24 protein-coding genes are annotated in these 23,597 nt (G+C 66.0%); 10 read left to right on the top strand and 14 right to left on the bottom strand.

Annotation, left to right across the window (positions count from 1 at the left end):
* Positions 1 to 448 precede the first annotated feature (448 nt).
* Positions 449 to 1,891, bottom strand: a complete 1,443-nt coding sequence (locus ACVI1L_RS05195; RefSeq protein ID WP_456782437.1) for a helix-turn-helix domain-containing protein — start codon at positions 1,889 to 1,891, stop codon at positions 449 to 451.
* Positions 1,892 to 2,317: 426 nt separating this feature from the next.
* On the opposite strand from ACVI1L_RS05195, the gene ACVI1L_RS05190 reads away from it, so the two are divergent.
* The 3 genes from ACVI1L_RS05190 to ACVI1L_RS05180 all read left to right on the top strand — a co-directional run bounded on the left by ACVI1L_RS05190 (position 2,318) and on the right by ACVI1L_RS05180 (position 4,080).
* Positions 2,318 to 2,527 (top strand): DUF4170 domain-containing protein, encoded by a 210-nt coding sequence (locus ACVI1L_RS05190; protein ID WP_016839740.1) that lies wholly within the window; start codon positions 2,318 to 2,320, stop codon positions 2,525 to 2,527.
* Between the two features lie 209 nt (positions 2,528 to 2,736).
* Complete coding sequence (locus ACVI1L_RS05185) at positions 2,737 to 3,312, top strand: hypothetical protein (protein ID WP_076826141.1); 576 nt, start codon at positions 2,737 to 2,739, stop codon at positions 3,310 to 3,312.
* Between the two features lie 21 nt (positions 3,313 to 3,333).
* The gene (locus ACVI1L_RS05180) at positions 3,334 to 4,080 is read left to right on the top strand and encodes a glycine-rich domain-containing protein (protein ID WP_456782436.1); all 747 of its coding nucleotides are present in this window, start codon (positions 3,334 to 3,336) and stop codon (positions 4,078 to 4,080) included.
* Here the strand turns inward: ACVI1L_RS05180 and ACVI1L_RS05175 are convergent.
* On the bottom strand, positions 4,077 to 4,964 hold the full coding sequence (locus tag ACVI1L_RS05175; RefSeq protein ID WP_456782435.1) for a metallophosphoesterase family protein: 888 nt from the start codon (positions 4,962 to 4,964) through the stop codon (positions 4,077 to 4,079). The genes ACVI1L_RS05180 and ACVI1L_RS05175 overlap by 4 nt on opposite strands.
* Before the next feature lie 147 nt (positions 4,965 to 5,111).
* Here ACVI1L_RS05175 and ACVI1L_RS05170 point away from each other — a divergent pair, with 147 nt between their 5' ends.
* The 3 genes from ACVI1L_RS05170 (at position 5,112) to ACVI1L_RS05160 (ending at position 6,583) form a co-directional block, all read left to right on the top strand.
* A complete protein-coding gene (locus ACVI1L_RS05170; protein WP_016839736.1) occupies positions 5,112 to 5,600 on the top strand; it encodes an NUDIX domain-containing protein in 489 nt (162 codons plus the stop codon).
* Positions 5,601 to 5,639: 39 nt separating this feature from the next.
* Positions 5,640 to 6,152: a GNAT family N-acetyltransferase gene (locus ACVI1L_RS05165; RefSeq protein WP_057016974.1), complete on the top strand. Its 513-nt coding sequence runs from the start codon at positions 5,640 to 5,642 to the stop codon at positions 6,150 to 6,152.
* Between the two features lie 113 nt (positions 6,153 to 6,265).
* Positions 6,266 to 6,583 carry an EthD family reductase gene (locus tag ACVI1L_RS05160; protein ID WP_016839733.1) on the top strand — a complete coding sequence of 106 codons (318 nt, stop codon included), beginning with the start codon at positions 6,266 to 6,268 and terminating at the stop codon, positions 6,581 to 6,583.
* A gap of 175 nt (positions 6,584 to 6,758) precedes the next feature.
* Here ACVI1L_RS05160 and ACVI1L_RS05155 read toward each other — a convergent pair whose 3' ends face one another.
* The 6 genes from ACVI1L_RS05155 to ACVI1L_RS05130 all read right to left on the bottom strand — a co-directional run bounded on the left by ACVI1L_RS05155 (position 6,759) and on the right by ACVI1L_RS05130 (position 16,776).
* On the bottom strand, positions 6,759 to 9,128 hold the full coding sequence (locus ACVI1L_RS05155; RefSeq protein WP_456782434.1) for a TonB-dependent receptor: 2,370 nt from the start codon (positions 9,126 to 9,128) through the stop codon (positions 6,759 to 6,761).
* A 122-nt stretch (positions 9,129 to 9,250) separates the two neighbouring features.
* Positions 9,251 to 9,673, bottom strand: a complete 423-nt coding sequence (locus ACVI1L_RS05150; RefSeq protein WP_168855849.1) for a DUF2946 family protein — start codon at positions 9,671 to 9,673, stop codon at positions 9,251 to 9,253.
* 163 nt (positions 9,674 to 9,836) lie between these two features.
* Positions 9,837 to 11,900: a hypothetical protein gene (locus tag ACVI1L_RS05145; protein ID WP_057016977.1), complete on the bottom strand. Its 2,064-nt coding sequence runs from the start codon at positions 11,898 to 11,900 to the stop codon at positions 9,837 to 9,839.
* 120 nt (positions 11,901 to 12,020) lie between these two features.
* On the bottom strand, positions 12,021 to 14,831 hold the full coding sequence (locus tag ACVI1L_RS05140; protein WP_456785509.1) for a DUF4159 domain-containing protein: 2,811 nt from the start codon (positions 14,829 to 14,831) through the stop codon (positions 12,021 to 12,023).
* Complete coding sequence (locus ACVI1L_RS05135; protein ID WP_076830268.1) at positions 14,831 to 15,772, bottom strand: DUF58 domain-containing protein; 942 nt, start codon at positions 15,770 to 15,772, stop codon at positions 14,831 to 14,833. The genes ACVI1L_RS05140 and ACVI1L_RS05135 overlap by 1 nt, the downstream gene beginning before the upstream one ends.
* Entirely contained in the window at positions 15,772 to 16,776 is a 1,005-nt protein-coding gene (locus ACVI1L_RS05130) for an AAA family ATPase (RefSeq protein WP_038386028.1), read from the bottom strand. Before ACVI1L_RS05130 ends, ACVI1L_RS05135 begins: the two co-directional genes overlap by 1 nt.
* A 241-nt stretch (positions 16,777 to 17,017) precedes the next feature.
* Between ACVI1L_RS05130 and ACVI1L_RS05125 the strand changes: the two genes are divergently transcribed.
* From ACVI1L_RS05125 to ACVI1L_RS05110, 4 genes are read left to right on the top strand one after another with little or no spacing between them, the layout of a single operon-like run.
* Complete coding sequence (locus ACVI1L_RS05125) at positions 17,018 to 17,659, top strand: DUF1285 domain-containing protein (RefSeq protein ID WP_057016979.1); 642 nt, start codon at positions 17,018 to 17,020, stop codon at positions 17,657 to 17,659.
* Positions 17,660 to 17,691: 32 nt separating this feature from the next.
* A complete protein-coding gene (locus ACVI1L_RS05120; protein WP_371852161.1) occupies positions 17,692 to 18,327 on the top strand; it encodes a CoA pyrophosphatase in 636 nt (211 codons plus the stop codon).
* A complete protein-coding gene (locus tag ACVI1L_RS05115) occupies positions 18,324 to 18,587 on the top strand; it encodes a DUF6111 family protein (protein ID WP_057016980.1) in 264 nt (87 codons plus the stop codon). Before ACVI1L_RS05120 ends, ACVI1L_RS05115 begins: the two co-directional genes overlap by 4 nt.
* Entirely contained in the window at positions 18,584 to 19,840 is a 1,257-nt protein-coding gene (locus ACVI1L_RS05110; RefSeq protein WP_229191609.1) for a CCA tRNA nucleotidyltransferase, read from the top strand. The genes ACVI1L_RS05115 and ACVI1L_RS05110 overlap by 4 nt, the downstream gene beginning before the upstream one ends.
* Before the next feature lie 155 nt (positions 19,841 to 19,995).
* On the opposite strand, the gene ACVI1L_RS05105 is transcribed toward ACVI1L_RS05110, so the two are convergent.
* The 6 genes from ACVI1L_RS05105 to ACVI1L_RS05080 all read right to left on the bottom strand — a co-directional run bounded on the left by ACVI1L_RS05105 (position 19,996) and on the right by ACVI1L_RS05080 (position 23,528).
* Entirely contained in the window at positions 19,996 to 20,235 is a 240-nt protein-coding gene (locus tag ACVI1L_RS05105) for a DUF2158 domain-containing protein (protein WP_456782433.1), read from the bottom strand.
* Positions 20,236 to 20,376: 141 nt separating this feature from the next.
* Complete coding sequence (locus tag ACVI1L_RS05100; RefSeq protein WP_028338635.1) at positions 20,377 to 21,117, bottom strand: HAD family hydrolase; 741 nt, start codon at positions 21,115 to 21,117, stop codon at positions 20,377 to 20,379.
* Complete coding sequence (gene hemF, locus ACVI1L_RS05095; RefSeq protein ID WP_176937031.1) at positions 21,108 to 22,004, bottom strand: oxygen-dependent coproporphyrinogen oxidase; 897 nt, start codon at positions 22,002 to 22,004, stop codon at positions 21,108 to 21,110. The genes ACVI1L_RS05100 and hemF overlap by 10 nt, the downstream gene beginning before the upstream one ends.
* Positions 22,005 to 22,006: 2 nt before the next feature.
* A complete protein-coding gene (locus ACVI1L_RS05090) occupies positions 22,007 to 22,372 on the bottom strand; it encodes a 6-pyruvoyl trahydropterin synthase family protein (protein WP_076830472.1) in 366 nt (121 codons plus the stop codon).
* A gap of 27 nt (positions 22,373 to 22,399) precedes the next feature.
* Positions 22,400 to 23,032 carry a 7-carboxy-7-deazaguanine synthase gene (gene queE / locus ACVI1L_RS05085; protein WP_076830475.1) on the bottom strand — a complete coding sequence of 211 codons (633 nt, stop codon included), beginning with the start codon at positions 23,030 to 23,032 and terminating at the stop codon, positions 22,400 to 22,402.
* A 10-nt stretch (positions 23,033 to 23,042) separates the two neighbouring features.
* Positions 23,043 to 23,528 (bottom strand): tRNA (cytidine(34)-2'-O)-methyltransferase, encoded by a 486-nt coding sequence (locus tag ACVI1L_RS05080; protein WP_229191605.1) that lies wholly within the window; start codon positions 23,526 to 23,528, stop codon positions 23,043 to 23,045.
* Positions 23,529 to 23,597: the final 69 nt, after the last annotated feature.

The following is a 23,597-nucleotide window of genomic DNA, read 5'->3' as shown; positions in this document are numbered from 1 at the left end:
TGACATGATCTCTCCCTCGGTCTCTCCGTTGGCGGTCCAGGCCACATCGCGTCACAAATATGACTCGCAGCGGAACCGAAAGTTCCTCCCGCCGTTTTCATTGGGTGAACCTGCGGTCAGGTCACGACGTCAACGGATTAGTCGCGTCGAGTACACGCGCTGGGTCGAATCGTCATCGCGCTTTAGTTTGGTGTGTGATTCGCGCAAACGCGTTGTCGCGAGGGAAAGCCGCTTCGCACTTTTCCGGATCATGCTTTAGCCCACGTCGTCCTCGGTCGAATCCTCCTCCGTTTTCGGCGGCCCCCGCGCCGGACCAGCGCCTCGTGCAGGAGATGTGCACGCCGTTCGTCGCACCCGATGGCTGCAAGGTGGTCGAAGGTGCGATCAGCAAGGACGGCTGGTGCAAGGCCTTTGCCGCGGTGGATTGATCGGTGGATTGATCCTTGGCTCACAACTCCCGCGCATTCGAGAACGCGAACGAGGACACGCGCCGCGTGGTCTCGTCCAGGATCAGGGTGCGTGTGATCGGTGGCTCGGCGCGCTGGCTGCAATTCTCGCGCTCGCAAAGCCGGCAGTTGACGCCGATCGGGGTACCCTCGACCTTTTCCAGATCCATGCCGGTGGCATAGACGAGCTTGGCCGCATGCCGGATCTCGCAGCCGAGCCCGATCGCAAAGCGCGGCTGCGGCTGCGGGTAGGGCGCCACCGGCCGGCGCACCATCTGCGCGATCGAGAAGTAGCGCGTGCCGTCCGGCAATTCGATCACCTGGCTGAGCAGGCGGTCCGGCATGTCGAAGGTCGAGTGCACGTTCCAGAGCGGGCAGGTGCCGCCGAACTTGGAGAACGGAAAGGTGCCCGAGGAGAACCGCTTCGACACGTTGCCGGCATTGTCGACGCGGAGCAGGAAGAACGGCACGCCGCGCGCGTTCGGCCGTTGCAGCGTGGTGAGGCGGTGGCAGACCTGCTCGAAGCCGGCGTTGAAGCGCTGCGCCAGCACATGGACGTCGTAGCTCAAGGCTTCGGCTGCGGAATGAAACGCCTGATAAGGCATCATCGCGGCGGCTGCGAAGTAATTGGCGAGCGTGATGCGGTAGAGCCGGCGCGCGGTGTCGTCGAGCGGGCCGGCGCGGTTGACGATGGTGTCGATCGCGGCGCCGCACTCGACAAAGCCGATCTGCAGCGCAAGCTGGAAGCTGCGGCCGGAGCTGTCGACGAGTTCGGAGATCAAGAGCTGCCGGCGGTGCCGATCGAAACGGCGCAGCGTCTCGCGCATCACGTCGACCGGCATCATGCGGGTCAGAATCGAATGTTTTTCGCGGAGGCGCGTGGTCAGCGCCGTGAACAGGCCTTCGGTCGGCACGTTGAGCTCGTCGCGCAAATTCTCCGCGGCGGTCTCGAGCTCCGGAAAATAGTTGCGGTTGGCCTCGATCAGGTCACGCACCCGCTCGATCGGATTGGCGTCGAATTGCGAGCCTTCGCGGTCGGCCATCTGCGCCGCCACCAGAGTCTCCCCGCGGCGCGCCTCGGTGTAGGCGGCGTAGAGCCGCTGCAGCGCGTGCGTCACGCCGGGGCAGAGCTCGGCGAGGTCGCGCAGCTCCTGCTTCGGCAGGTCGATCTGGCGGAACAGGGGATCGGAGAAGATCTCGTTGAGTTCCGCGAAGAAGCGGTCCTCGTCGGCGGTGGCGAGGTCGCGCAAGTCGAGGTCGTAGGTCTCGGCCAGCCGCAGCAGGATCTGCGCCGTCACCGGGCGCTGGTTGCGCTCGATCAGGTTGATGTAGGAGGGCGAGATGCCGAGCCCCTCGGCGATCTGGGTCTGCGACAGCCCCAATTGCTGGCGGATCCGCCGGAAGCGCGGACCGACGAACAGCTTCTTTCCGGATTCACCGGGCACGGGTTGGTCTCGCTTGCCGCAGCAAATTCTGACCGCCTCGCCCCGCGCGCGGGGAGAGGCCGGATCGCATCGCTAGATGCGATCCGGGTGAGGGGGACCCTCCGCGAGTCTCGCTGCGGAGACAGCCCCTCACCCCAATCCTCTCCCCGTAAGAACGGGGAGAGGGAGAAGAAAAACCGGCGGGCATGGCAGGCTTCCTGACCTATTTTGTGACAAAATTTACAAATCGACATTTATTACAAGTTCAGATGTTACATGACATCACCAATAAAAAACAAGGCATCTGTACGACCTTCGCGTTTTCGCGTTTATCTCCTGACACGCAATTCGCAATACTCTGTCAAGAATGTCGATATGAGCAGATTGCGGAGATCAAGGTGCAGGCGGCTGGGCAAAGGCAGCCCGATTTTTTGAAGGAGACTGACGATGAGCAAGGGCAGCAATTTCTGGGTGATCGGCGGAGAGTTCGGGTCGATGAACTTCCACAAGCTCGTCGAAGGCTCGGCCCAGGTCCGCGGTCCGTTCAAGACCCGCAAGGAAGCCGAAGAGTGCTGGAAGGAAGTTTCGGAAGAGAGTCGCCACAAGGCCGGCGTGCGCTTCTCCATCGTCGAGGAGCCGTCGCGGGTTTCGGCCTGAGCGCCAGAATTTCAGAGCTAAGAAAACGTCCAAGGACGGCGGCCCCATCCGGTTCATCCGGGTGGGGTCGACCGCTTTTGGGACAGCGTCAGGTCTTTGATCTGGGGATAAGTGGCGGCCTAAGTGCTTGGGAACCAACGCCCTTTGCGGACATCTTGGTTGCTGATAGGTTAATGCGCAGGAAACCCGTCACCACGAGACCGCAAGGCATGTCCGATCCGCAGAACACCGGCAGCGAGGCGCGCGAGATGCGGCCGACGCTGCGAGAGGCGTTGCGACGGGCGCGGATCGAGGCGGCCGATCGCACCGGTGTCGTCGTCGAGTTGCGCGACGCCGAGGTGGCGCGGCTCGAGATCCTCAACGATGCGCTCGATCCGCTGTTCGCGCAGGTGCCGGACAAGGTCGATCTGTTCGACCGCGGCATCAGCCAGGGCGAGACGCCGCGGCTGTGGATCGACGTCGTCGCGCATGTGCTGATGGGGCGCGACAAGCGGATCTACCGCTTCGTGCAGGACACGAGGTTCGGCCGCATCGTGCTCGCCGAATCGCATGACGTGGCCGCGATCGTCGATGCCGTCACCGATTATGTCGCGCGCCGCCTGATCGAGCGCGAGCATGCGATGGTGGCAACGCCGCTTCCGGTTGCCGAGCCGCCGGCGCCGCCGCCCGTGCCGGTGACGCCGCCGAGGCGCCGCGGCGGGATCGGCATGTTCGTGTTCGGCTTCGTGATGGGCGCGCTCGCGCTGTTCGGTCTCGCGCTGTATGCGAGCTTGCAAAACTTCTAGCCGCTCAAGGGGCGGGGCATCGTGGTCATAACACCCGCCTCGGCATTTTTCGGCGTCCTGGCGGCGGCCGCGGTGGTCGGCAGCGCCGTGCTGTTCGGCAAGTGGCAAACGTTGCGGCGTGCCGAATACATCCGCACCTTTCACTGGCCGGCGGGCCTGTTGGCGCGGCTCGAGAAGCGTCACCCCGGCTTCACCCGCAAGGACAGCGCGCTGGTCTCGCGCGGCCTGCGGCAGTTCTTCCTCGCCTATCTGATGAGCGGCAAGCGTTACGTCTCGATGCCCTCGCAAGCGGCCGACGACCTCTGGCACGAATTCATCCTCTACACCCGCGAATACGACGCGTTCTGCCGCCGCGCCTTCGGCGGCTTCCTGCATCACACCCCCGTGGTCGTCCTGGTGAAGGAGCGGCGCAGGAGCAATGAGGGGCTGCGCCGGGTCTGGTGGTACTGCTGCAAATACGAGAACATCGATCCGGTCAGGCCGACCCGGCTGCCGCTGCTGTTCGCGCTCGACGCCAAGCTGAACATCGCGAACGGCTTCATCTATCACACCGACTGCGAGGCGCTGCGCCGCAGCGGCATCGGTGGCAGCAGTCCCTATTGCTGCGGCGATTTCTCCGACTCCTCGATCGACGGATCGTCAGCCGGCTTTGGCGATGCCGGCAGCGACGGGAGTGGCGGCGGCGATGGCGGTGACGGCGGTGGTGGTGGCGGCGACAGCGGAGGCGGCTGCGGCGGTGGGTGTGGCGGCGGCGCGGGCGGCGATTAGGAAAGTCGTGCTTGCTTCAATTCGCGAATGCCGACGTGCTCGCCGAGCCCGCGCACGGTCTGCTCGCAGCGCCACGCATTGCCGTCACGCTCGATCGTGAACAAATTGTAGGCCGCCGCCGGATAGTGCTTGCGCGCCAGCGCCGATGCCGACGGCACGCCGATCGCCGGGATCTTCCGCTCCGGGCCGTCGAACCACATCGTCGAATGGATGTGGTCGTGGCCATGCAGCACCAGCTCGACGCCGTGGCGCCTGAGCAGCGCCAGCAGTTGATGCGAATCGGTCAGCCGCTTGGCGCGGCCGTCGGAGTGCAGCGGGTGATGCACCAGGAGGACGCGGAAGGCGTCCTCCCGCGACAGCTGCGCGAGAATCGCATCGAGCGCATCGAGCTGAGGATGGCCGAGCCAGCCGGTCGCCATCAGCGGCGGGGTCGGCACCGCCGAGGAGACGCCGATCAGCGCCAGCGGCCCGCGGCGGCGCACGAACGGAAAATGCGTTGCCGCGCCGTCGGCGTCGCCGCGCAGATAGTCGCCGAAGTGACTGACGAAGCGATGCCGGGTCGCGCGCACATAGGCGTCGTGGTTGCCGGGGACCACGGTGACGTCGGCAGGCGAACCTACCCCCTCCAGCCATTGCCGGGCCGGATTGAACTCGGCATCCAGTGCCAGATTGACCAGGTCGCCGGTCACGGCAATGTGGTCCGGCTGCTGCGCCTGCATGTCCGACACCAGCGCGTCGAGCACGTCGCGGCGGTGATATTTGTGACGGTTGCGCGTCCAGTTCAGATAGCCGAAGGCGCGCTTGCCGGCGAGATCGCGCAGCCGCGCCACCGGCAGCGGCGGCAGATGCGGGTCCGACAGATGCGCGAGGCGGAACGCCGCCATCATGCGATTCCCTTCGGATTGTCCGCGAAAAGTGGCCGGCAGCGGGTCATGTCGTGCTATCCCGAACGTCCTGCCCTGTATTGGCAAGAGCTGCGCAGGCGCGCAAGGATCAAAGCACGGATCAAACACCATGATGTCGAGGGTTCAGTGACGGTCCTGCTCGATTTACGCAAGCGCTACGAGCCGCAGATCAGATGGGTGTTTCATTTCTACTGGCGGCTCGTCCGCAGCATGACGCTCGGGGTCCGTGCCGTCGTGCTCGATGCCGACAACAGGGTGTTCCTGGTCAAGCACAGCTACGTCCATGGCTGGTATCTGCCTGGCGGCGGGGTCGAGGTCGGCGAAAGTTTTATCGAGTCGCTGCGGCGCGAATTGGAGGAGGAGGGGCGGATCGAGCTCAAGGGCGAGCCGGTGCTGCACGGCATCTTCCACAACAGCCACGTCTCGCCGCGCGATCATGTCGCGGTCTACGTCGTCAGGAACTACCGGCAGGACCGCCTGCCGGAGCCGAATCGCGAGATCGTGGCCTGCGGCTTCTTCGATCCGGCTGATCTGCCTGACGAGACCACCCCGGGCACGAGGCTGCGGATCGCGGAGGTGCTCGAGGGCAAGCCGCCGACGGCGACATGGCGGTGATGGACCGCGCCCGCGCCAGATGCTATCCCGCGCCCCACAATGACCGAATTGTCCCTGACCATCCTGCCCGAGACCCCGAAAGACGCCCAGGCGATCGAGCGTCTGCACGAGCGCACCTTCGGGCCTGGCCGCTTCGTGCTCAGTGCCTACCGGCTGCGCGAGCATGTCGATCATTTGCTCGATGTCTCCTTCACGGCGCGGATCGGCACGCTGCTGGTCGGCTCGGTGCGCCAGCTGCCGGTCACGATCGGCGATACGCCGGCCCTGATGCTTGGGCCGTTGACGGTCGAGCCGCCGTTCCGCAGCCGCGGCGTCGGCCGTGCGCTGCTCGAGCGTGCGATCAACGACGCCCGCGCCAAGGGCCATCGGCTGATCGTGCTGGTCGGCGACGAGCCGTACTACGCGCGGGTCGGCTTCAAGCCGGTCCCGAAGGGGCGGATGACCATGCCCGGCCCGGTCGATTACAGTCGCCTGCTTGTCATGGAACTGGTCGACGGCGCGGCCGAGGGCGTGTCCGGGCCAATCCTGCCGGACTGGAGCAAGGCGATCTGACATCCGCGCGAGCGGTGCCGGAACGGTTGCGCACCATCGGAAACTGAAGCACAGTTGAGGCAAGCGCCGGGACAAGACCGGCGCATGTCATATCAACAGGGAGAGTGCGCGCCATGATCAAAGTCAGTGTGATGTATCCGAACAATCCAGGCGCACGCTTTGATCACGACTATTATCGCGACAAGCACATGCCGCTGGTGAAGGCGCGCCTCGGCGACGCGTGCAAATACTACACCGTCGACAAGGGTCTCGCCGGCGGCGCACCGGGGCAACCCGCAACCTATGTCGGAATGTGCCACATCTTCTGCGACTCGGTTGAGGCCTTCGCGGCCGGCATGGGCAAGCACGCCCAGGAGATCATGGGCGATATCCCGAACTACACCGATCTGCAGCCGGTGATCCAGATCAGCGAAGTCGTCGTCGGCCACTGATCGTCCAGACCGAGCAGGTTACGCGGCTCCCCTCAGAGACGCTCGTAGCCCCGATGAAGCGAAGCGAAATCCGGGATCAGTCTCACCGCGGGAGCAGTCTCCCGGATTGCGCTGCGCTCCATCCGGGCTACGCGATAAATCCCTCTGCCGCTGGCGGCAGAGGGATGACCTTGGCTCAGAACTTCAGATTGGCGAACGCCCGTATGCCGAGGCCCGGCATCAGCACCTCGTCCTTGGTATAAGAAACGGAGTTGCGGATGTTCTGGTTGAGCAGGTTGTTGCCGACCAGACCAAGCGTCATCTCGCGTGCGCCGATCCATGACGAAGCGAGCTTGGTGTTGTAGGTGATCTCCGCGTTGAGGAGATTGTAGCCCGCGGTCGGGGTCTCGCCGATGACAGCGATGTCGTTCTGCGCGAAGGCGTGCACCAGATTGATGCGGGTCAGCCAGTTGCTGTCGCGCCAATAGAAGCCGCCGCCAAGCCGCACCGGTGGAATCCGCGGCACGTTGGTGCCGTCGGTGAAGGTCGCGCGCACCACGTCGAACTGGTTCTCGATGCCCCAGATGCCGCCGTTGAGCGGGCCGATGTCGAGCTGGCTCTGGAACTCGGCGCCGCGGAAGATCGCGTCGCGCTGCGAGTAGCGCGCCTGGTTCAGTTCGAGGCCGGGGCCGAGCTGGCACGCGCTCTCGTCACACGTGTTGCCCGTCAGCCGGCGGAATATGAAGCCGTCGAACCTGGTGTAGTAGCCGGTGAGTTCGAACCGCAGCGGTCCGGTCGCCCGCCGTAGTCCGATCTCGATCGATTTTGCGGTTTCGATGCCGAGATTGGGATTGCCGATGTCGAACGTGGCGGTCGCATCGTGTGGGCCGCGCGAGAAGAGCTCGGCCGGTTTCGGCGCGCGTTCGACGTATTGGGCGGTCGCGCTTGCTACCAGATCCCACGGCAGATTCTGGATCAAGCCGATGCTGCCGCTCTTGGGTGTGAAACTGGGATTTTGCGGTGTCGCTGGACCGATGCTTGCGGGGTCGGTGGCCACGTCGAACACGGGGGGAATGAAGGCCGGCGTTGTGCCGGAAAGATCGACGTGTTCGATCCGCCCGGCAATCTGTGCTTTGGTGGTGTCGGTGAACTTCAGCTCGTTGAACACGTAACCGGCGACCCTGTTGTTCTTGTTGGGGTCCCATAATCCGTTGAGCGGGCTGGTCGGATCGTCCGGACTCGGGGCGGTCAGCTCCTGGTGCCCACCCTGCAGGCCGAATGCCGTGGTCACGGTGGCGAAGCGCGCGTTGAACGGCATCATCTGCACCTCGACGCGCGCCTCCTGCTCCTTGCTGGTGAAGGTCTGTCTCACGCCGTCGCTCAATGGATCGGCCGGATCGGCAAGGCCAATCTCGTTGTGGCGATAGTCGGTCGCGCCGACCCAGAACCGCACGGCGTCGATCGCCGCGGCATCGGGCCGGTACTCGCCCTTGACCGCGATCTTGGTCTGGTGCGCGTCGATCCGGGTCTGGTGATCGGCGCCGTCGATACCGGGGATGTGGTAGAGCGAATCGTTCTGGGTGATCGCCGCGCCGATAAAGCCGCCCTGGAAGAAATAGGAGGCGCCGACTGACGCGCCGTCCGACTGCGTCGCGGAGTTCGGCTGGCGTCCATTGAACGGCTGGCCCGGGACGAACAGATAAGGGTAGCTCGGAATGCTGTAGTCGCTGGTGGTGCGGCCATAGACGTCGGCATGCACGGCGACATTGTTGCCGCCGGCGTCCAGCAGCATGCCGCCGTCGACGCCGCGATTGACCGAGCTCACCGACGTGCGGGTCTCGACATTGAGGCAACCCGGGCCGCCGGCATCGGCCAGCGGCGCCTTCACCGGCAGCCCGTAGGATCGGAACGGCGCCGCCGTGCAGGTCGGCATCGCATCGGGGATGCGGTTGTTGGTGGCGCTCACTACGCCGCCGATCGAGGTCGAGCCGTAACGCAGCGCGGCCGGGCCGCGCACCACCTCGATCTGATTGGTCGAGAGCGGATCGATCGGCACGAAATGATCTTCGCCAAGATCCGAGGCGCCGCCACCGCCGAGACCATTCTCGACAATGCCGACGCGGTTGACGTCGAGGCCGCGGATGATCGGCCGGCTGGATGCGCCGGGGGCGAAGCTCGAACCGGTGATGCCGGGCTTCGAGAACAGCAGATCGCCGAGCGTGGCGGCGCCGGAGCGCCGCAGTTCCTCGTTCGGGATCACGGTGACAGTGGCGAACTGATCGGTGACGACGGGCAGCACGCCCTGCTGCGGTGCTGGCGCCGCCGCTGCGGGCGCCGGTTGTACCGCGGCGGCGCGTTCGCGGCTGCGGCTCGGCGCAGCCCGAGCAACACGGGTCGGCGTGCGCGTCGGCGCAGTCCGGTGCCGCTGGATCGGGCTCGGCGCCGTCACGGTGACGTCAGGCAGTTGCGTCGGCGTCTCCTGGGCCAGCGGGCCGCTACTCATTGCGCCCAGCAATAGCCAGCTCGCGCTCCCGATGTGGAATGCTCGTTTCTTCTGAAGTGTCATTGTCCCGATCCAAGTCCCGATCCAGGGCCCGTCGAAATGACGGATCGATCCCGATTTGCCCCGCTGGAGCAGGCCGCATGTGACGCGGCCGTCCGCTCAGGGCGTGCAGCAACCAGTCGATGTCAGGACAGGGGAGGGGCGCGGGAATGAAAGGCCGCAGGCGCCGACTTCAGATGGAGGAATTCGGCATTGGTGGTTCGGAACAGAAGCTCGACGGCTTCCGGCAGCAACAGCACCGGCGGCGCCGTGAACAGCATGCTGCTCGCGAGCGAGATGACGGCGCAGATTGCGCAATTGTCGGCCGGATGCCGGTCGTTGTCTTGCTTGGCGGGCGGCTCGGTCCCGGTCACCTGGACCGCGAGGTCCGGCGTCGCCGAGGTCCCGATATAGGCGAGATCGATCAGCGACAGCCCGGTCTGAACTGCGGGCGCCGCTTGCGCGGCCGCGATCGGATGGAAATGCCCGAACGACAGCATGAACTGGACGGCGAGCGCGAACAGCGCCAGCCGCGAGCCAGTCTTGATGTGTCGCCGGAACCACTGCATGCCGATAACGCCCGCCCAATCGGGAGCGCGTCAACACCCCAGCGCCCCGATGTTACATTATAACATCGGATGGCATCCGCGATGTCAACCGGCGTTCAGACAATCCGTGTCGATGCATTGCCTCTGTGTGCTTGATGCAACGCAGACGTGAGCCCGGCCGGACTCAGCGTCCCTCGCGCAGCCATGTTGCCGCGAATGCGCCGAGCAACAGCAGCAGGCCAACCAGGCCGGCGAACATCGGCAGCACGCCGACACCCTTCACGACGCTGGCGTCGCGCATCTTGACGCCGAGCCAGCCGTCGCCGCGGAAGATCGAGGAGGAGCGTACCGGCACGACGCGCGGCATGTCGACGCTCGAACCGTCGACGATGCGCCGGGCGTCGCCGCCGGTTGCCTGCGCCAGCGGCTTCAGCATGTCGGTGGTCGAGGTGACCTCCGAGAATTCCTTCGGGTTGGTCGGCCCGACATTGATCAGCGCCTTCAGCGTGCCGTCGGTGGCCTGCCACAGGCCGAGCTCGTTGGCGGGCAGCGTCGCGCGCCACTCGCCGGGATCGCCGGCGGTGAGCGTCAGTTCATGCGTGGTGCCGCTCGGCGACGTCACGGTGACCGGCGATACGGTGTCGGCCATGGTCTGGCGCACCACCATGAGATCCTTGCCCTGCACCTGCATGCGCAGCGCCTCTTCGTCGAGGTCGGGCTGCTTCATCAGCCAGTGCGACACCCGCCGCAACAAATCGAGATGCGGGCCGCCGCCCTCGTAGCCGCGCGCCCACAGCCAGATGTGGTCCGAGAGCAGCAGCGCGACGCGGCCTTCGCCGAAGCGCGACAGCAGCAGCAGCGGCTTGCCGTCGGCGCCGGTCATGACCGGCGGATTGATCGCGTTGCGGGTATCGACGGTGCGGAAGAACCGGCTCCAATGCGGCGGCTCGGCATTCGAGCCTTCCAGCCCGCGCGTCACCGGATGGCGCTTACCGGCATCGCTCAGATGCGCGTAGAACGGCTTCTCGGTCACGCCGACCGGTTCGGCCGGCAGCACGGAGTCCAGCGGCGTGCGCCAGATGCTGGTGGTCGAGGCGTAGTCGGGACCGGCGGACACCAGCACCGCGCCGCCGGCGCGGACATAGCGCGCGATGTTGTCGAAATAGGCGATCGGCAGCACGCCCTGGCGGGCGTAGCGGTCGAAGATGATCAGCTGGAATTCGTTGATCTTCTGCTGGAACAGCTCGCGGGTCGGAAACGCGATCAGCGACAGCTCGTTGATCGGCGTGCCGTCCTGCTTCTCCGGCGGACGCAGAATGGTGAAGTGCACGAGATCGACGCTGGGGTCGGACTTCAAGAGGTTGCGCCAGGTGCGTTCACCGGAATGTGGCTCGCCGGAAACCAGCAGCACGCGCAGCTTGTCGCGCACGCCGTCGATCGCGACCACGGCGCGGTTGTTGACCGGCGTCAGCTCGTTCTCGAGCGGTGAGGCCTCGATCTCGACGATGTTGGGCCCGGCGTGCTTGATGTCGATGTCGACGCTCGAGGTCTGGCCGCTGGTCAGCGTGCGCTCGTTGATCACTTCGCCGTCGCGGCGGATCGTGACCTTGGCGCGCTCGCCGGTGACGCCCTGGTCGTCGAGCCGGAAGGTGATGGTCTGGGTCTGGCCGACGATGCCGAAGCGCGGCGCGGCGGTGATCGCGATGCGGCGGTCGCGCTCGTCCTTGCGGCCGGTGATCAGCGCGTGCACCGGCGCCTGGAAGCCGAGCGCCTGGGCGTTGGCGGGAATGTCGTGCACGCGGCCATCGGTGATCATGAAGGCGCCGGCGACGCGCTCGACCGGAACGTCCGACAGCGCCGACGTCAGCGCGCCGAACAGCTTCGTTCCGTCGGTCTCGCCATCGGCCTGACCGGCCTCGACGACGCGGACCTCGAGGCCCTTGATCTGCTTCAGGCTGTCGACCAGCGCCTGCCGCGCCTTGTCGGTCTCCTGGTTGCGCGTGCCGAAATTCTGGCTCGGGCTCTTGTCGACCACGACGGCAGCGACCGAGGACAGCGGCTCGCGGTCCTCGCGGGTGAAGGAGGGATTGGCCAGTGCCAGCAGGATCAGCGCCAGCGCCGCGACCCGCACCGCGGCGCCCCGCGCGCGCGACACAAGCAGCAGCACGGCAATGACGACGATCGCGCCGAGCGCGAGCCACAGCACGAGCGAAGGAACCAGCGGTGTGAACGCGATGCCGTAGTTCATGACGTCACTCCGTCATTCCGGGGCGATGCGAAAGCATCGAACCCGGAATCTCGAGATTCCGGGTCTGGTCCTTCGGACCATCCCGGAATGACGGTGTTGGCAGCTGAAGCACTTGCATCTCTATTGTCCCAGCCGCTCGATCAAGGCAGGCGCGTGCACCTGGTCGGCCTTGTAGTTGCCGGTCAGCGTGTACATCACGATGTTGACGCCGGCGCGGAAGGCAAATTCGCGCTGGCGCGGCTCGCCCGGCGTCAGCGGCAGCATCGGCTGGCCGTCGGGTCGGATCGCCCAGGCGCCGGCGAGGTCGTTCGACGTGATGATGATCGGCGAGACGCCGTCGCCGCCGCGCGCCGGGCGCTGCGCAGCCTCGTCGTCGTCCTCGCGCGGCAGCGCCTCGACCCAGGTCTGACCGGAGTTGAAGCGGCCGGGGAAGTCGCGCAGCAGATAGAACGTCTTGGTCAGCACGTGCTCGCGCGGCACCGGCTCGAGCTCGGGCACGTCGAGGGTCGACAGCAATTCGCGCAGCGTCTGCATGCCGGGCGTTTGCGATGAGCCGCTGTCCCCCGGCGGCGCTTCGACGGCGTCACGGGTATCGAAGATGACCGTGCCGCCCTGCTTCATGTAGGCGTCGATCTTGTTGATGGCGTCCTGCGGCGGCTTCGGCGCGCCCGGCACGATCGGCCAGTAGATCAGGGGGAAGAACGTCAGCTCGTCGCGCGCGGGATCGATGCCGACGGGATCGCCGGCTTCCAGCGCGGTGCGCTGTCCGAGGAACAGCGTCAGTCCGGACATCCCCGCCTTGACGATGGAATCGACGTCGGCATTGCCGGTCACGACGTAGGCCAGCCGCGTCTGCGACACCGCCTTGATGGCGAAGTCGTCGCTGCTGGCGTTCTGCGCGCGGCTCGGCGAGGGCACCATCGTGGTCGCAAGGATGAAGGCCAACGCGAGCGCGGCCGGTGCCGCGCGCCGCCGGATCAGCGCTGCAAGGCCGCCGCCGAGCATGGCCACCACGATCGCATCGAGCAGGAACAGCGCCAGCGCCGTCGACAGCATGATGCCGCGCAAATCGCGCGGCTCGGCGTTGGTGTAGCTCGCACGCGTCGCGCGCAGGGCCGAGGTGTCGAGCGGCGCGATGCGATCGGCGGAGGCGAGCGTGTTGACCGCGATCGGGCTCTCGGCAGTGCCGTAGAAGCCGGGCGGATGGTCGGCCGTGCCGCGATCGCGATAGTCCGCCGACATTGGCTTGGCGCTCGAGGGCGGCGGGCCGAAGACGCCGAAGCCGTCGAGCGTGCGCAGCGGCGCAACCGTCTCGGCATTGGGATCGCTGGCGACGCCCGGGCCGGGCTTCGAGGTATAGCCGGACATGTCGATCAGCCGGCGCAGCATCTCGACGAAGGTGCCGGACATCGGCAGATCCGACCAGCGCATGTCAGCGCCGACATGGAACAGGCTGACAACGCCCTTGCCGCGACGCTCGCCGGTGACCAGCGGCGTGCCGTCCTCCAGCGAGGCCCAGCTCTTGGTCGAGAGCACGGCGTCGGGCTCGGCCAGCACCTGGCGGTTGACGGTGATGTCCTTCGGCACGGTGAGGCCCGAGAACGGGCCATCGGCGGCGAACGAGGCCATGTGCTGCGGCTTCTCCCAGGTCAGGCTGCCGCCGAGCGTGCGTCCGCCGCGGCGGAGCTTGACGGGAACGAGGTCGTCATCGGCCTGGGCGAGGCGCGGACCTGCGAAGCGCACCAGCACGCCGCCTTGCTCGATCCAGGCATTGAGCCGGTCGCGAATCTCTGGCGATAGCGTGCCGACGTCGGCCATCACGATCATCGGCAGCCGCTGGTCGAGGAATTGCCCGATCACCTGCTGCGGCGCGCCGCGATCGCCGAGCCTGACATCGGCGAATGGCGACAGCGCCCGGGAGAGATAGAAGGTCGACGCCAACAGCGGCTGCGCGGTGTCGTTGCTCGCACCCGAGACCACGCCGATGGCGCGGCGGCGCCAGCGCCGGTCGAGCAGCTGCACGGCGCCGGCCGAATGCTCGCCGGAGATTTCGAGCCGTGCGATGTCGTTGCGCAATTCGACCGGAAGATCGAAGGCGGCTTCGGTCTCGCGATCCTGCGGTCCGAATGTGTAGCGCGCCTCGCCGATCGGCGATCCCTTGGCGTCGACCGCGCGTACCGTTCCCGCCGCGATGCCGCTCTCGGTGCGCAGCACCTTCACCGTCATCTTGGCGGCGGCGTTCTCGGCCGCGACCAGCGCCTGCGCCGACTGCGCACCGCCCGCATAGATCGTCAGATTGCGGCTCTCGATCACCTTGCCGAGCCCCTCGGTGAATTCGCTGCCGCGTCCGGTGTCGACGCCGTCGGACAGCCAGGCGATGTCGCAGTCGCCGGTCGACTTGAGGAAACGTCCAAGCGCGCCGAGAGTTTCAACCCGATCGACCGAGTAGGGCTTCGGCGCGAGCTGGCGCAGCGCGACGCGCGCGGCGCCGGCCGGCATCAGTGTGATGTCGCGCGCGGGCTCGGACAGCGGCACCAGCGCGACGCCGCGGCGGTCGCTGTCGGCGTTGGCGATCAGTTCGTCCGCGGCCCTTATCCGCGCATCCCAGCTCGAGGCCGCGCTCCAGCCGTCGTCGAGCAGGATCACCAGCGGCAATTTGCCGGCGGCAACGCCGGTCTGTGGATTCCAGATCGGGCCGGCGGCTGCGAAGATGACGAGCGCGGCGGCGGCGAGCCGCAGCAGCGTCAGCCACCATGGCGTGCGCGACGGTGTCTCCTCCCTCGGCGCGATGTCGAACAATAGCCGCGTCGGCGGGAATTCGATCCGGCGCGGCCGCGGCGGCATCACGCGCAACAGCCACCACAGCACCGGCAGGCTGACCAGCCCCAGCAGCAGCAGCGGTTCGGCAAAGGAGAGGGGGAGGCCTGCGATCATGCGCTGCGTCCCGCCTTGACTATTGAGCGGCCGCCGCCCTTGCTCACCATCATGCCGGCATGCAGGAACAACAGCAGCTCGGCAGCGGAGCGGCTGGTGGTATGGGTCGAGAACAGCCAGTCGAGCCGATTGGTCTCGCCGCGGATCTGGTCGCGATGCAGCGCGACCCGGGCGACATAATCGCTCGCCCAGCTCTCGGCGCGGCCCGCGGTGATGACGCTGCCGATCTCCGGTTCGACGAATTCGACGCGCCCGGAATAGGGGAAGGTCTCTTCGGCGGGATCGACGACCTGGATCATGGTGCCGTGCGCGCCGGAGGAGGAAAGCCCGGCCAGCATCGTCGTGATCTCTGTGATTGGCGACCAGAAATCCGACAACACGACGACTTCGGCCAGCGACGACGGCACGAAGGACGGCGGCAGGCTCGCGCGCGTCTTCTCGTCGTGCAACATCGCTTCCGCCATCTTGTCGATCACGTTGAGGCTTGCCGTCGGATTCAGCAGGCCGGGAATGCCGACGCGTTCTCCGCCCGCAACGAGCAACTCGGCGAGCGCGAAGGCTACGATCAGTCCGCGCTCCAGCTTGCTGTCGCGCGCCTCGCGCGAGGCAAAGGCCATCGACGGCGAGCGGTCGGGCCAGATCCACACCGTGTGCGCGGCTTCCCACTCCTGCTCGCGGACATAGAGATGGTCGTCGCGTGCCGAGCGGCGCCAGTCGACGCGCTGCGACGGCTCGCCGGAGACGAAGCGGCGGTATTGCCAGAAATTCTCGCCCGAGCCGGCGCGGCGGCGGCCGTGCAGGCCATGGATGACGTTGGCAGCGACACGGCGGGCCTCAAGCACCAGACGCGGCAGCGATGCGGCGAGCGTTCGGCTTTCGCCATCGGCACGTCGAACCGCAAGGATCTCCTCGTTGTGGTGCCTGTTGTCTGCGGCCATCAACCGATCCGGGTCTTCAGTTGCTTGATCACGTCGGGAATGGTGCGACCCTCGGCGCGCGCCGAGAACGTCAGCGCCATGCGGTGCTTGAGCACGGGCTCGGCGAGATCGAGCACGTCGTCGATCGACGGCGCGAGTCTCCCGTCGAGCAATGCACGGGCGCGCACCGCGAGCATCAAGGCCTGGCTGGCGCGCGGACCCGGGCCCCATGCGATCAGCTTGCCGGCCTCGCCGCCCTCGGTGCCGGGACGCGCGGCGCGGACCAGCGTCAGGATCGCCTCGACCACGGAATCACCGACCGGCAGCCGCCGCACCAGGCGTTGCGCGGTGAGCAACGTCTCGGCGTCCATCGACGGCTTGGCCGCGGCCTCTTCGGCGCCGGTGGTTTCGAACAGGATGCGCCGCTCGGCGTCGCGATCGGGATAGTCGACGTCGATTTCCATCAGGAAGCGGTCGAGCTGCGCCTCGGGCAGCGGATAGGTGCCTTCCTGCTCCAGCGGGTTCTGTGTCGCGAGCACGTGGAACGGCTTTGGCAAATCATGCCGCGCGCCGGCAATGGTGATGTGCTGCTCCTGCATGGCTTGCAGCAGCGCCGACTGGGTGCGCGGGCTGGCGCGGTTGATCTCGTCGGCCATCAGCAGTTGCGCGAACACGGGACCTGCGATGAAGCGGAACGAACGCTTGCCGGCCGAGCTCTCGTCGAGCACTTCGGCGCCGAGAATGTCCGACGGCATCAGGTCGGGGGTGAACTGAATGCGCTTGGCATCGAGGCCGAGCGTGACGCCGAGGGTCTCGACCAGCTTGGTCTTGGCGAGGCCGGGCACGCCGATCAACAGCGCGTGGCCGCCCGACAGAATCGTCACCAGGGTGTTTTCGATCACCTGCTCCTGGCCGAAGATCACGGTGGAGACCGCTTCCTTGGCGGCCTTGATCTGGCCCGCGACCTGCTCGGCCGAACGGACGATCACATCCTCCAGTTTCTCGACGCTGTCTGCACCAGCCATTCGATCCGCTCCTTCTTGACGATGCGCGCACATCGGCGCGTCGTCATCATCTGTCGTCATCTCGGCCCTCATGCTAAACCTGAGCGAAGGCCATGTATTCGTTGAATTAAACTATCCCCACCTTATCGGTGTTTCAGGGTATGAACGGCATCACGATGTGGCGAGAATGACATCCCGACCACATCTCAGGATATGTGCACCAAACGTGCCAGATTGAAGGTAGGAAACTTTAAGGCAAACAATGGCGAAGCAAGGGCAGAGCGATTCCGGCAGGGAAACTACGGGCCTCGGGAGCAAGGGTCTCGAAGGGCTCACCACGGCCGCCAATCAAGCTGCGACATCGGGTTCGGCCGGACGCAAGGGTCTGCCGCCGGTTCACCTGTGGAATCCGCCATTCTGCGGCGATCTCGACATGCGAATCGCGCCTGACGGCACCTGGTTCTACATGGGAACGCCGATCGGCCGCCCCGCGCTGGTGCGGTTGTTCTCCACGATCCTGAAGCGCGAGGACGGCAAGCACTTTCTCGTGACACCGGTGGAGAAGGTCGGCATCCGCGTCGATGACGCGCCGTTCCTTGCCGTGGAAATGCAGGCCGGGGAAGACGCGCGCGGCCGCCTGCTCAGGTTCCGCACCAATGTCGACGATTGGGTCGATTGCGAGAAGGGCCACGGCCTCAGATTCGAGGCGGCCGAGGACGGCGGATTGACGCCCTATCTGCACGTCCGCGCCGATTTGTGGGCCAAGGTCACCCGCGCGCTCTATTACGATCTGGTTGACATGGGCGAGCAGCGGATGGTCGATGGTCAGGAGATGTTCGGCATCGAGTCCGGCGGCGAGTTCTTCGCGATGGCCGATGCCAGTCAGGTGAGGGACGCACTTTGAACGAGCCGTTGCTGAAGGTGGAGCCGGCGACGATCAGCTCGACGGAATTTTTCGCGCGGGCCCGCACGCGGCTCACTTTCGATGTGCCGCCGGGCCTGGTCGATCCGCATATCATTCCGCGCACCGGAGATTCCGGCAACGACCGCATGCTCGAGATCGTGGCGCAGGAGCAGCCGGTGCGGCCGGCCGCGGTGCTGATCCCGGTGGTCGATCACCCCGAGCCGACCGTGCTGTTGACGCAGCGCTCGCCCAATCTGTCGAGCCATGCCGGCCAGATCTCGTTTCCCGGCGGCAAGATCGACGCCACCGACGCCTCGCCGCTCGATGCCGCGCTGCGCGAGGCCTGCGAGGAAGTCGGACTGAAGCGGGAATTCATCGACCCGGTCGGCTATCTCGACCTTTATGGCACCGCGTTCGGCTTCCGCATCCTGCCGACGGTCGCCAAGGTGAAGCCGGGATTCACGCTTGCGATCAACGAGGCGGAGGTGGTCGATGCGTTCGAGGTGCCGCTCGCCTTCCTGATGAATCCCGAGAATCATCAGATCCACACCAAGGAATTCCGCGGCATGGACCGGTCCTATTACGCGATGCCGTTCGCCGAGCGCTACATCTGGGGCGCGACCGCGGGCATCCTGCGCGTGCTGTATGAGCGGATCTATCTGTCATGATCCGCACGGTATTGACCGAGATCGGAATCTTTCTGGTCCCCTTCGCGGTCTATGCCATCTTCCTCATCGCGACGCGGTCCGGCGTGACGCTGCCGGCGTCATGGCCGCTCGACATGATCGCAAAGCTGACGCTGGTGGCGCTGGTGATGGTCATCGTGAGCTTCGTGCTGCTGGCCGAATTGACTGGCGCGCCGCCGAATTCGATCTACGTTCCAGCCCATATCGAGAACGGCAAGCTGGTGCCGGGAGTTGAGAAATGAGCGAGGTGCGCCTGTTGTCCGACGCGCCATGGCTCGCTTCCGGGCCCGCGGCGCGCGTGCTCGACCTGCTCAATGCCGACGGCGAGGAAGCGCGGGTGATCGGCGGGGCCGTGCGCAACGCCTTGATGCAGATTCCGCTCGCCGACATCGACATCGCCACCACGGCGCTACCGGAGGAGGTGATCCGCCGCGCCAAGCGGGCGGGCATCAAGAGCGTGCCGACCGGCATCGAGCACGGCACGGTGACCTTGGTCGTCGACAGCCAGCCCTTCGAGGTGACGACGCTGCGCGAGGATACCGAGACCTATGGCCGCAAGGCCAGGGTGGCGTTCGGTCGCGACTGGGTGCGTGACGCCGAGCGGCGCGACTTCACCATCAACGGCCTGTCGGTCGACGCTTCGGGCGTCGTGCACGATCACGTCGGCGGCCTCGCCGACATCGAGGCGAGGCGCGTGCGCTTCATCGGCGATCCCGCGCAGCGGATTGCCGAGGACTATCTGCGCATCCTGCGCTTCTTCCGTTTCCACGCCGCCTACGGCGCGGGCGAGGTCGATCGCGCCGGCTATCTCGCCTGCATCGGCGGGCGCGCCGGTTTGAGCGGCCTGTCGGCCGAGCGGATCCGCATGGAGATGCTCAAGCTCGTGGTCGCGAACGGCGCCGCAAGTGCAATGGTCGCGATGGGTGACGGTGGTTTGCTGCAGCCGCTGTTCGGCGGCATCGCCTATACTGGACCGTTCGCGGCGATGATCGAGATCGAGCGGCTGATGAAGCTCGCGCCGAGCGCGATGCGAAGGCTCGCCGCGCTGACGGTCGCCGTGACCGAGGACGCGCGGCGTATCGCCAGCCGGCTGCGGCTCTCCAACGCCGAGGCCAAGGCGCTCGATTCGATGGGCCATCGCTGGTGGCGCTTGCCCGGCATGGACGAGGCGCATGCCAAGCGCAGGCTGTACCGGCTCGACGAGGAGCCGTATCGCGACCGGGTGCTATTGGCCTGGGCGCGCACCGGCGCGGGCCAGGATGTCGATCAATGGCGCGCGCTCGCCACGCTGCCGGAGCGCTGGCGCGCGCCGCACTTTCCGTTGCGGGCGTCGGATTTCATCGCGCGCGGCATTGCCGAGGGACCGGCACTCGGACATGTCCTGACCCTGGCGGAGGATGCCTGGTTGGCCGCGGACTTTCCGCTGGAGCCGAAGATACTGTCTGATATCGCCGACCAGACCGCGGCCCGTTTCACCCGCGACCATCGGCTTTGAATTTCCTCTGAGTTTTCTCTGAGTTTTCTTGCCGACGTCTCGATGCCGCCGTGGTCAGCGGCGGCACGGTGACGATTGGCTGAACGACGATCGGTCGAACGTCGCATGGAGGCGATGCTGCCGGCATCTGCCAGTCAGCATCGCGCCAACTGATCTCACGCCGCCTTGCGCTTCTTCTTGCGGTCGTCTTCGTCCTCGTCGTCCTCTTCTTCCGCGTCGTCCTCGTCTTCGTCGTCTTCCTCTTCATCGTCCTCCGGATCGAGCTCGGTCGATTCGAGTGCGACAAGCGGCAAGGTTTCGCGAAACAAGTCGCCGTCCGTACCCATCCACAGGCACTCGACCTTGTCCTCGTCGATTTCGACGACCGTGACCGGATGGCCGCCGGACTTCAGCATGACAACATCGCCTGGTTTCAGTTCCATGATTTTCCCTCCGCGCTGGATGACGCGGGCGGCAGGCTAGCGACCGGTGATGACAGCCAAATCACGGCCGGCGCCAGCTTCAATGGAATTGACGTGGAAAACGGCCGCGATGCGCTATTTGCGCGCGGCAGGAACCAGTTCGCTCAGCGAGCGGATGATGCGGTCGGGCTTGATGGTCGATCCCGGCGGCAGCCCGACACCGTGCACGTCCATCCAGATCGCATAGATGCCAAGCCGCTGTGGCGCCACGACTTCCCACTCGAGATTGTCGCCGATCATCCAGGTGTCGGATGCGGTGACGCCGAGCGCTTCCATCGCGTGCAGGTAGGCGCGCTCCTCCGGCTTGCCGAAGCCGTGCTCGCCCTCGATCTGGATGTGATCGAAGCGATGGCCGAGCGCGAAGCGTTCGACCTTGGCGCGCTGCATGTCGGCGGCGCCGTTGGTGACCAGCGCGAGCTTGATGCCGAGCGCCTTCAACGCATCGATCGCTTCATGCGCGCCGGGGAAGACGAACATCTCTTCCTCGCGATAGGCGGTGAAGCGATCGGCGATGCGGTCCGCAAGATCGTCCGGCAGCGCGCGGTGACCGGCTGCCGCGAGCGCCGCGAAGCCGCCCTTCACGGTGAGCCGCCGAGCCTCGCCGAGCTTGATCCGCCAGATCGGCTCGGCGGTCGACCAGAATTGCCGTGCATAGGCCAAGAGCGCGGTCGCGACCTGATCCGGGGGGAGGGGCGCCAGTTCCGCGGCGAACTCCGTGGTGATCGTGTTCCAGGCGATCTCGGGGCGTCCATAGGCCGACAGGATGGTGTCATCCATGTCGATCAGCATCGCGCGCGGCAGGTTCATCACGGCCATTTCACCTCCGGCGGCAGCGACGACAATATCGAATCCACATTGCCGCCGGTCTTCAGGCCGAAGATCGTGCCGCGATCATAGAGCAGGTTGAACTCCACATAGCGTCCGCGGCGGACCAGCTGCTCGTCGCGATCCTCCGCGCTCCAGGCGGCCGCGAAATTGCGCCGCACCAGGTCGGGATAGATCTTCAGGAAGCTGCGCCCGACGTCCTGGGTGAAGGCGAGATCTGCCTCCCAGTCGCCGCTGTCGTGCCAGTCATAGAAGATGCCGCCGATGCCGCGGGCTTCCTTGCGGTGTGGCAGATAGAAATACTCGTCGCACCATTTCTTGTACTTGTCGTAGTCGGCAACGCCGTTCGGCCCGCTGCACGCTTCCTTCATCGCGGCATGGAAGGCGACCGTATCGGGGTCCTCCTGAGTGCGTCGCCGGTTCAGCACCGGCGTCAGGTCGGCGCCGCCGCCGAACCACGCCTTGGTGGTGACGACGAAGCGGGTGTTCATGTGCACGGCGGGTACATTCGGATTGCGCAGATGCGCGATCAGTGAAATGCCCGATGCCCAAAATCGCGGATCGTCGGCGGCACCTGGAATTTGCGCGCGGAATTCGGGGGCGAATTCGCCGTGCACGGTCGAGCAGTGCACGCCGACCTTTTCGAACAGCCGGCCCTTCATGATCGACATCACACCGCCGCCGCCCGGCTTGCCGGTGTGGTCGGTGCGGTCCCAGGGGGTCCGCGCGAACCGGCCGGCGGCGCCGGGATAAAGCGTGGACGGGGCGTCGTCCTCGAGCTTCTCGAAGGCGGCGCAGATGTCGTTGCGTAGCGCCTCGAACCAGCCGCGCGCACGCGCCTTGCGGTCCTCGATGATGGCGGGATCTGTTGGCAGCATGACTAACCTTGCGGGCCGAAATAGGTGCAGCTTTCGTTGCAGCTGTCGCGATGGACGCTGACGCGGGTCAGCTTGCCTGCGTGTTGCAAGCGCTCCCAGATGAAGCGCGACAGATTCTCCAGCGTCGGCACGCCGATCGCCTCAATCTTGTTCAGGAACTTATGGTCGAGCGTCTTCTGCACCTCGGCCATGGCGCGTTCGAGGAGGCCGAGATCGACCACCATACCGGTCGCGGGGTCGGGCGTGCCGCGGACGGTAACTTCGGCTCGAAAGGAGTGGCCGTGAATCTCCTCGCTGGCGGCGCCAAAGGTCGTTCCGGACAGCGCATGCGCAGCCTCGAACCGAAACGCTTTCGTCAATTCCCACATCTCGTTCAACAATCCGATTCTGTTAGTTCATCTAATGCCGAGCGACTTGTGCGTCTGCACGCTAAGGCGCCATTGCGGGTGCTTCAGGCAATAGGCGATCGCCCGCTCGGTATTCTCGATCACGTCGGGGCCGTCCATCGGCTGCAGCGAGAAGCGCTCGAAGGCGAGGCCGGCGAAATCCTCCGGTGCGTTCTCCATTTGCGGATAAACCAGTTTGAGCTCGTGCCCCTTGCGGATCACGAGCTCGGCCGCGGCCTTGGGACTGACGCAGATCCAGTCGAGCCCGTCGGGCGGGACGATGGTGCCGTTGGTCTCGATCGCGATCGCAAAGCCGTGGCCGTGCAGGGCATCGATCAAGGCCGCGTCGACCTGCAGCAGCGGTTCGCCCCCGGTCAGGACGACGTAGCGGTCGGCCTCGCCTCCTGTCCATTGCGCGGCAATGGTGCCGGCAAGCTCTTCTGCGGTCGCATAGCGGCCGCCCAGCGTGCCGTCGGTGCCGACGAAATCGGTGTCGCAGAACTTGCAGACCGCGCCGGCGCGGTCCTGCTCGCGGCCGCTCCAGAGGTTGCAGCCGGCGAAGCGGCAGAACACGGAGGCCCGGCCCGCATGGGCGCCTTCGCCCTGCAGGGTGAGAAAGATCTCCTTGACCGCGTAGCTCACCAAAAATCCCTTAAGTTGCCGAACCGGCAATTCCCGAACCGGCGCTTCCTGAACCGGTCTGCCGCAGCGCCTCGCCGACGGCCATGGCCGCCGTGACGGCCACATTGAGCGAACGCATGGTCGGCCGGATCGGAATCACCAGCCGCGCATCTGCGGCGGCCACCACCGCGTCGGTCACCCCCGCCGTCTCGCGCCCGAACAGCAGGACATCGGAGGCCGTATACGCGAAATCAAGATAGGATTTCGCCGCCTTGGTCGTGAACAGCACCAGCCGGCATCCGGCCTCGGCCCGCCATTCCTCGAATTTCGACCATGAGTCGTGACGCTTCAACCGCACATGGTCGAGATAGTCCATACCCGCCCGGCGGAAATTCCGATCCGAGGTGTCGAATCCCGCCGGTTCGATGATATGGGCTGACACGTCCAGGCAAGCGCAGAGGCGCAGAATCGTCCCTGTATTCTGGGGGATGTCGGGCTGGAACAGCGCGATCTGCATGGTGCGGGCGGCCTGTGAAATCCGGATGAAATTGTCTCAATAAAACATCGCTCGGCGCGGATTTCGTGC

Source organism: Bradyrhizobium sp. USDA 4516 (genome assembly GCF_054055915.1).
The sequence above is the reverse complement of the archived record's forward strand: the minus strand, read 5'-3'. Positions and strand labels throughout refer to the sequence as shown.